Origin of the sequence: Nocardia gamkensis NBRC 108242 (assembly GCF_001612985.1) — a bacterium.
Taxonomy (GTDB): Bacteria; Actinomycetota; Actinomycetes; order Mycobacteriales; family Mycobacteriaceae; genus Nocardia; species Nocardia gamkensis.
In genome coordinates this window covers 31,378-41,245 of the sequence record NZ_BDBM01000070.1, presented here as the reverse complement: position 1 = coordinate 41,245, position 9,868 = coordinate 31,378, and the positions used below count along the sequence as shown (strand labels likewise).

Genomic DNA, 9,868 nt, shown 5'->3' with positions numbered 1-9,868 from the left:
GGCCAGAAGAACTCCCACACCGACACGTCGAAGGTGGCCGGGGTCTTCTGCAACACCACGTCGGTGTCGTCCAGGCCGTACTCGTCCTGCATCCACACCAGGCGGTTGACGATCGCGGCGTGCGAGACCGCCACACCCTTCGGGCGGCCGGTCGAACCGGAGGTGAAGATCACGTACGCGGTGTTCGACGGACGCAACGGCGCGCGGCGATCCGCGTCGATCAGCGGCTCGTCGGAGTACCCCGCCAGCGAGACCACATCGATCTCGACAGCCGGGGTCGTGCCCGCGTCGAAACCGTCGCGCGAGGTGGTGAGCACGCACACCGGCTGCGCGGTGTCGAGCACGTAGCGGGTGCGGTCGGCCGGGTGGTCCGGGTCCAGCGGCACGTACGCGCCACCGGCGACGCTCACCGCGTACATGCCGACCACGAGGTCGATCGAGCGGCGCATGCCGAGCGCGACCATCGAATCCGGGCCGACGCCCAGCTCGATCAAGTGGCGGGCAAGGCGGTTCACCCGGCCGGCGAACTCGGCGTAGGACAGAGTCGTCCCCTCGAACGACACCGCGGGCGCGTCCGGGGTCCGCGCCAGCTGCGCGGCGAACATCGACACCAGCGTGGCCGCCGGGTCCACCGGATGCGCCGTGTCGTTCCACCGCTCCAGCACCTCGGTGCGCTCGACGCTGTCGAGCAGCTCGACGTCGCCGATGGTCACCGACGCGTCCGCGGCGATCGCGGTCAGCATCCGCACCAGCCGCGACGCGACACCGGCGATGGTGTCGGCGTCGAACATGTCGGTCGCGTACGCGAATTCGGCGGTCATGCCGTCGGCGGCGCCCCCGGCGTCGAACCGGTCGGCCAGGTTGAGGTGCAGGTCGAACTTCGCGGTCACCACGTCCAGCGGAACACCGGCCACTTCCAGGCCGGGCAGCTCGAAGGTGGCCTCCCCGGTGTTCTGGAACGACAGCATCACCTGGAACAGCGGGTGGCGCGCCTGCGAACGCGCCGGGTTCAGGATCTCCACCAGCCGCTCGAACGGCAGGTCCGCGTGCGCGAACGCCGCGAGGTCGGTGTCCTTGGTGCGCGCCAGCAGTTCGGTGAACGGTTTCGCGGGATCGACCGCGCTGCGCAGCACCAGAGTGTTGACGAACATGCCGATCGCGTCGTCGAGCACCGCTTCACCGCGGCCCGCGACCGCGGTGCCGATGGCGATGTCGTCGCTGCCGGACAACCGGGCCAGCAGGGCGGCGAACGCCGCGTGCACCACCATGAACAGACTGGCGCCGTTCGCGCGGGCCAGCGCGTTCAGCTCGCGCAACAGCCGCGCGTCGAGCGAGAACTCGTACACCCCACCGCGGTTGGACGCCACCGCGGGACGCGAGCGGTCCGACGGCAGGTCCAGCTGATCGGGCAGTCCGGCCAGGGTGTCGGACCAGAACGCGACCTGCTGGGCGATCAGCGACGCGGGATCGGCTTCGGCGCCCAGCGTCTCGCGCTGCCACAGCGCGTAGTCGGCGTACTGCACCGGCAGCGGAGCCCAGGCGGGCGCCTCGCCGCGCGAACGCGCGGAGTAGGCCACCATCACGTCGCGCGCCAGCGGACGCACCGACCAGCCGTCACCGGAGATGTGGTGCACCACGAACACCAGCACGTGGGTGTCGGGCTGCGAGCCGTCCATCGAGCCCGCGATGCGGAACAGCGCGGCACGCACCGGGACCTCGGCGGTGACGTCGAAGCCGGTCAGCACCAGTTCGCTGATCCGGTCGGAGATCTCGGCCTCGGACACCTCGATCGGGGCGAGATCGATGGCGTTGTGCCCGGCGGGCAGCACCACCTGCACGCCCTGGCCGTCGGCGGTCTCCGGGTAGACGGTGCGCAGCACCTCGTGCCGGTCGACCACGTCGGCGACGGCCTGACGCAGCGCCTCGGTGTCCAGCGTTCCGGTGAGCCGGACCGCGAGCGGGATGTTGTTCACCGCGGTCTGGTTGTCGAAGCGGTTCAGGAACCACATGCGCTGCTGCGCCAGCGACAGCGGGATCTTGGACGGGCGCGGGCCCGCGACGAGCTCACGACGGCGGCCGGTGCCCTGGTGGGTCTCCACCCGGGCCGCAAGCGCGGCCACGGTCGGCGCCTCGAACAGGGTGCGGACCGGGATCCGGGTGTCCAGCGCGGCGCCGAGCCTGGCCACCACCTGGGTGGCGATCAGCGAGTTGCCGCCCAGGTCGAAGAAGTCGTCGTCCAGGCCGACCGCGCGTTCGGCGCCGGCCTGCGTCAGGCCCAGCACCTCGGCGAAGACATCGGCGACGATCTCCTCCACCGGAGTCGACGGTGCGCGGAATTCCCGTGCCTCGAAGACGGGTTCGGGCAGCGCGCGCCGATCCAGCTTGCCGTTCGGGTTCAGCGGCATCGCGTCGAGCACGACGATCGCGGCGGGCACCATGTACGACGGCAGGTGCGCGGACAGGTGCGCCCGCAACGCCTCGACATCCACCGTGGCGCCGTTCGCGGGCACCACGTAGCCCACCAGCTGATCGCCGGTGTGCGCGTCGGAGCGCACCAGCGCGACCGACTGCGCGACCGATTCGTGGGCGGTCAGCGCGGTCTCGATCTCGCCGAGCTCGATGCGCAGACCGCGCAGCTTCACCTGGAAGTCGGTGCGGCCCAAGTACTCGATGGCGCCGGTGACGTCCCGGGTGACCAGGTCGCCGGTGCGGTACATCCGCGCGCCGTGCTCCCCATACGGGTTGGCCACGAACCGGTCGGCGGTCAGATCCGCGCGACCGAAGTAGCCGCGCGCCAGCTGATCGCCCGCGAGGTACAGCTCGCCGGCGACGTTCGGCGGCACCGGGTGCAGGCGCGCGTCCAGCACGTACGCCTGCGCGTTCCACACCGGAAGGCCGATCGGCACAGCGCCGTCCACCTCGTCGGCGACGGGTCCGTGGGTGGCGTGCACCGTGAACTCGGTGGGGCCGTACAGGTTGTACAGCGCCGCGTCGCTCACCCGCCGGATGGCGACGACCGCGTCGGCTGTGAACGCCTCACCGGCGACGAACAGCGTCCGCAGCGAGGCGAGCGCGCCGACGTCGGCCGGGTCGATACCGGCCGCGAAGACGCTCAGCATGGACGGCACGAACGAGGTCATGGTGACCCGCTCGGCCGCGATCACCTCGGCGAGGTACTGCGGGTCGCGGTGCCCGTCCGGGCTCGCCACCACGATGCGCCCGCCGGTGCTCAGCGGGCCGAACAGCTCCCACACCGACACGTCGAAGGTGGCGGGGGTCTTGAACAGCACCACGTCGTCCGAGCCGATGCCGTATTCGCCGGTGATCCAGCGGATCTGGTTGACGACCGCCGAATGCGGCACGGCGACGCCCTTCGGACGTCCGGTCGAACCCGAGGTGAAGATCACGTACGCCGGGTGCTGCGGGCGCAGCGGCGCGATGCGCTCGGCGTCGGTGACGGGTGCGTCCGGGTAGCCGGACAGGTCCAGCTCGTCGATGTTCAGCGTCGCGCGGCCCGCGCCGTCGAACGCGTCGCGCGCGGTGGTCAGCACGCAGACCGGGTCGGCCGAATCGAGCACGTAGTGCACGCGGTCGGCGGGCTGGTCCAGGTCCAGCGGCACGTAGCCGCCGCCCGCGGCGTGCACCGCGTAGGCGGCAACGACCAGGTCCACCGAGCGGCGCATGCCCAGGGCGACCAGTGTCTCCGGGCCGACGCCCGCCTCGATGAGGCGGCGCGCGAGCCGCCGCACCCGGGCGGCGAATTCGGCGTAGCTCAGAACCGTTCCGCCGACCGGGTCGACCACGGCGACCGCGTCCGGCGTGGCCGCGGCCTGCGCGGCGAACTCCTCGACCAGCGTGGTCGCCGGGCCGAGGTCGCGGGCGGTGTCGTTCCAGCCGCGCAGCGCCTGCGCGGTCTCCTGCTCGTCCAGCAGCGCGATGTCGCCGATCGGCCGGTCCGGTTCGGCGGCGACGGCCTTCAGCAACCGGCCGAAGCGGCGGCCGAACTCGGCCATGGTGGCCGGGTCGAACAGGTCGGTGGCGTAGATCAGCTCGGCGGCGATGCCCGCGCCGGTGCCGCTCGCGGTTTCGGCATCGCGTTCCGACAGCACCAATTGCAGGTCGAACTTGGCGACGTCGATCGGCAGGTCGACACCGCTCACCGTCAGACCGGGCAGCTCGAGACTGTTCTGGCCGGTGTTCTGGAACGACAGCATCACCTGGAACAGCGGGTGGCGCGCCTGCGAACGCGCCGGGTTCAGGATCTCCACCAGCCGCTCGAACGGCAGGTCGGCGTGCCCGAACGCGGCGATGTCGGTGGCGCGCACCGAACGCAGCAGCTCGGTGAACGTCGCACCGGACTCGATCGGGGTCCGCAGCACCAGGGTGTTGACGAACATGCCGATCAGGTCGTCGAGCGCGCGCTCGCCACGACCCGCGACCGGCGTGCCGATCGCGATGTCGTCCTCGCCCGACAGCCGCGACAGCAGCACGGCCAGCGCGGTGTGCGCGACCATGAACAGCGTCGCGCCCCTGGTACGGGCGAGTTCGGTGAGCTGGGCGTGGGTCTGGGCGTCGATCTCGAAGACGTGCGTGGCGCCGCGGCCGGAGGCGATCGCGGGGCGCGGCCGGTCGGCGGGCAGGTCCAGCTGCTCGGGCAGGCCGCGCAGGGTGTCCGACCAGAACGAGATCTGCTCGGAGATCACCGAACTCGGGTCGTCCTCGGCGCCGAGCACCTGGCGCTGCCACAGCGCGAAGTCGGCGTACTGCACCTCCAGCGGACGCCAGGCGGGCTCGCCGCCGTCGACGCGGGCGCCGTAGGCGGTCATCACGTCCCTGGTCAGCGGGCCCATGGAGAAACCGTCGGCCGAGATGTGGTGCACCACCAGGGCGAGCACGTGCTCGGTGGGGCTGATCTCGAACAGCCGGGCGCGGAACGGCACCTCGGCGGTGACGTCGAAGGCCGTGCCGATCAGCCGCGCGAGCTGCTCGGGCAGTTCGGCTTCGGTGACGTCGACCGGCGTGAGATCGGGGATGACCTTCGCGGTGGCCACGGTCTGCTGACGCGCCGCGCCGTCCACCTCGGGGTAGAACGTGCGCAGCGACTCGTGGCGGGCCAGCACGTCGGCGACGGCGATCTGCAACGCCTGCCGGTCGAGCAGCCCGGACAGCCGTACCGCGGCCGGGATGTTGTCCACCGCCGAGTCGGGGTCGAAGCGGTTGAGGAACCACATGCGCTGCTGGGCCAGCGACAGCGGAACCAGCTCCGGTCGCTGCTGCGGCGCCAGCGGCGCACGGCCGCCGACGCCCGCCTTGGTCTCCGCGCGCGCCGCCAGCGCGACCACGGTGGACGCCTCGAACAGTTCGCGCACGCCGAGGTCGGTGTCCAGCGCGGCCGACAGCCTCGCGGCGACCTGGGTGGCCGACAGCGAGTTGCCGCCGAGGGCGAAGAAGTCGTCGTCCAAGCCGACCCGCTCCAGGCCGAGCACGTCGGCGAAGGTCGCGGCGACGATCTCCTCGACCGGCGTGGTCGGGGCGCGGAACACCGCGGCCTCGAACACCGGCGCGGGCAACGCCTTGCGGTCCAGCTTGCCGGAGGCGTTGAGCGGGAATTCCTCCAGCACGATCACGACCGACGGCACCATGTACGCGGGCAACTGCCGCGCCAGGTCCTCGCGGACCAGGTCGGTGTCCAGCGCGGTGTCCGGAGCGGGGATGACGTACGCGACGAGCTGGTCGCCCGCGTGCGCGTCCGAGCGCACCACGACGACCGCTTGGGCGACTTCTTCCAGGCCGGTCAGCGCCTGCTCGATCTCACCCAACTCGATACGCAGACCACGCAACTTCACCTGGAAATCAGTACGGCCCAGATACTCCAGTTCACCGTGCTCGCTCCACGCCACCAAGTCACCGGTGCGGTACATCCGCGAACCAGGCTCCCCGTACGGATTCGCCACGAACCGGTCGGAGGTCAGGTCGGGACGCGCGACGTAACCCCGTGCGAGCTGGACGCCCGCCAGATACAACTCACCCGCGACACCCACCGGCACCGGACGCAGGCGCGCATCCAACACGAACACTTGGGTGTTGAACACCGGAGCACCGATCGGCACCGTCTCGGCGTCGGCATCGACCACCTCGTGGAAGGTGACGTCGACCGCGGCCTCGGTCGGACCGTAGAGGTTGTGCAACGCGGCGCCGGTCAGCTCACGCAAACGATGCGCGGGCTTCGGCGGCAACGCCTCACCCGAGGCGAACACCAACCGCAGCGAACCACACCGCGCCGCAGCGGCATCCGCCACGAACACCGCGAGCATCGACGGCACGAAGTGGGTGACGCTCACCTTCTCGGCGCTGATGATCTCCGCGAGGTAAGCCGGGTCGCGATGCCCATCGGGCTTCGCCACCACCAGGCGAGCACCGACCTGCAACGGCCAGAAGAACTCCCACACCGACACATCGAACGTCGCAGGCGTCTTCTGCAACACCACATCATCGGCGGTCAACTCGTAGGCCGTCTGCATCCACACCAGACGGTTGACAATCGCCGCGTGCGAGACGGCAACACCCTTCGGACGACCCGTCGAACCCGACGTGAAAATCACATACGCGGTATTCGAAGGACGCAGCGGCGCACGACGATCCGCGTCGGTGACCGGAGCCTCCGACAGCCCCTTCAGGTCGAGCAGATCGATGCGCACCTGCGCGGTGTCGATGTCCAGATCGCTGCCGGAGGTCAGCACGCACACCGGGTCGGCCGTGCCGAGGATGTATTCGGTGCGCTCGGCCGGGTGATCAGGGTCCAGCGGCACGTACGAGCCACCGGCCACGGCGACGGCGTACATGCCGACCACCAGATCGATCGAGCGTCGCATGCCAAGCGCCACATACGATTCCGCGCCGACGCCGCGCGCGATCAGCCAGCGCGCCAGCTGGTTCACCCGCCAGGAGAACTCGGCATAGGAGAGACTTGTCCCCTCGAACGTGATCGCGGTCGCGTCGGGAGTGCGTTCCACCTGGTCGTAGAACATCGAGACCAGGGTCGCGCCGTCGGCGGAGGCCGCGGCCACATCGAACTCGGTGTCGTTCCAGCCGCGCAGCACGAGTTCGCGCTCGGCGGTGTCGAGCAGCTCGATGTCGCCGACCACCGCGTCGGGCGCGGCGGTGATCGCGGTGAGCACCCGGATCAGGCGGTCGGCGATGCGGCGCACCGTCTGCTCGTCGAACAGGTCGCGCAGGTAGCCCGCGCGCACCCGCAGCCGCGAATCCAGCTGCGCGATCAGGGTCAGCGGGTAGTGTGTGGCGTCGGCCGCGTCGAGGCCGACCACGGCCATGCCGTCGATGTCCGCGGCCTGCGCCTGTAGGCCCGCGGCGTCCACCGGGTAGGACTCGAACACCACGAGCGTGTCGAACAGTCCGCCGATGCCCGCGACCGCCTGGATGTCGGCCAGGCCCACATAGTGGTGGTCGAGCAGGTCGGCCTGCTCGCCCTGGGTGCGGACCAGCAGATCGCGCACGGACTCCGACGAGTCGAAGCGCACCCGCACCGGCACGGTGTTGATGAACAGACCGACCATCGCCTCCACGCCGGACAGCTGGGCGGGACGCCCGGAGACGGTGGTGCCGAACAGCACGTCGTCGCGGCTGGTCATCCGGCCGACGAGCATGCCCCACGCCGTCTGCAACACGGTGTTCGGGGTGACGCCGAGCGAGCCGGCCAGCGTGGTCAGCCGCGCGGTGGTCGCCTCGTCCAGCTCGAAGAAGTACTCGCCGGACAGCGAGGTGATCTCGCGACCGGCGTCCGGCCGCGCCAGCAGGGTCGGTTCGCCGACACCGCGCAGCGCGTGCGCCCACGCGGCCAGCGACGCCTCATGGTCCTGCTGCCGGGTCCAGTCCAGGAAGTGCCGGTAGGAGCGCACGGCGGGCAGCGCGGAAGTATCCGCGTGCACGGCGTAGAGCATCAGCAGATCCCGCATGAGCAGCGGCATCGACCAGCCGTCGAGCAGGATGTGGTGGTTGGACACCACGAACTGCCAGCGGTCGGGCGCGACCTGGATCAGCGTGAAGCGGATCAGCGGCGGTGCGGCCAGGTCGAACCGCCGCATGCGGTCGGCCTCGATCAGGTCGTCGGCCGAACCGGATTCGATCCGGTCGTGCTCGGCCCACGCGACGCGCACGCTGTCCAGCACGATCTGCACCGGGTTGCCGTCGTGGTCGCTGACGAACGCGGTGCGCAGGTTCTCGTAGCGGTCCACCAATGCCTGTGCGGCAGCGCGCAACCGGGCGGCGTCCACCCGGCCGGTGAGCGTCAGCACCGCCTGGGCGGTGTACACGTCCACCGAGCTCGCCGCGAGGCGGGCGTGGAACAGCAGACCGGCCTGTAGCGCCGACAGCGGCCAGACGTCGGCCAGCGCAGGGAAGCGCCGCTCCCAGGTGTCGATGTCGCGCTGTGTTATCCCCCGCCCCGAACCGCCCCGTGCACTGCGCACCAGCGCGAAGTCCGACGGGGTGTGCCCGCCCGCGCCCGCCGAATTGGCATGGCGCGCCACCGCTTCCAGCGCGGCGGTCCACAGCTCGCCGAACTCGCGCACGTCGGCGGCCGACAGCAGGGTCGCCGGGTAGCCGATGTTGGCGGTCAGCTTGTCGCCGACCACGATCGCGTTGACGTCCAGCGGCGCCATCGCGGGCATGTCCGCGTCGTAGGCTCCGCCCAGCGCGCCGAGTTCCGGCGCGGGGATCCAGCCGAAGCCGCGCAGCGACTCCGGCACGTCACCCTCGGAGATCCGGCCGAGGTAGTTGAAGCTCACCTGACCGGGCAGTTCGCGCGGCAGCTCGGCGGCGGTCTCGGCGTTCAGGTAGCGCAGCAGGCCGTAGCCGATGCCCTTGTCCGGCACCGAGAGCAACTGCTCCTTGACCGCCTTGACGGCCGCGCCCAGCGCGGGTCCGCCGGTGAACGCGGCGTCGACGTCGATGCCGGCCAGGTCGAACCGGACGGGGTAGATCGCGGTGAACCAGCCGACGGTGCGCGACAGATCGGCACCCGCCACCACGTCTTCCTCGCGGCCGTGGCCCTCCAGGCGGATCAGCAGCGAATTCTCGCCCCGTGCGGCCACTCGCCGCGCCCGCCACTTCGCGGTGGCCAGCGCCAGCGCGGTGAGCAGGCCGTCGTTCACGCCGCCGTGGAACAGCGCCGGAACCGTGGTGAGCAGGGCCTTGGTGACCTCGGCGGACACCTCGACCCGCAGTTTCTCGATGACGCCGGAAGTGTCCAGGGCCGGGTCCATCGGACGTTCGGTCAGCAGCGGATCGGCCGCGGCGACCACCGAACGCCAGTAGTCCAGCTCGGCCACCCGCTCGGGGCTGGCGGCCTCGCGTTCCAGCGCATGCGCCCAGGCGCGCATCGAGGTGGCCGGAGCGACCAGCTCGGGTGTCTGCCCCGCGGTGCGCTGACCCCAGGCCGTCACGAAGTCCGGCACCAGGATGCGCCAGGAGACGCCGTCCACCACCAGGTGGTGGGCGACGACGATCAGGCGTCCGGCGCGTTCGGCGGAATCGGGTTCCAGCCAGACGAACCGGATCACCACGCCCGCGGCGGGATCGAGCCGGTCCAGCGACTCGTCCAGTGCGGCCGAGGCGATCGCGAACAAGTCGGCATCGGTGGCGTTCGCGGCGAACTCGGTGCGGTCGATCAGCGCGTCCACCTCGACGGTGCCCGGCGCGGCGGTCTCGACGACCCAGTCGTGGCCGTCGCGGCGCAGGCTCGCGCGCAGCATGTCGTGCCGATCGATGACCGCGCCGACCGTCGCGGCGATGCCCGCCCGGTCGATGCCGACCGGCAGTTCCAGCGCCAGCGTCTGGTTGAACCGCCCGA

At 71.0% G+C, this 9,868-nt stretch carries 1 protein-coding gene (cut by a window edge); it reads right to left on the bottom strand.

The genetic code is table 11. The features are described from left to right. Positions 1-9,868 carry part of the coding region annotated (locus tag NG1_RS32365; RefSeq protein WP_062977290.1) for a non-ribosomal peptide synthase/polyketide synthase on the bottom strand (this coding region is incomplete at its 3' end). Its footprint extends 19,489 nt past the window's final position, so 9,868 of the 29,357 annotated nt are shown.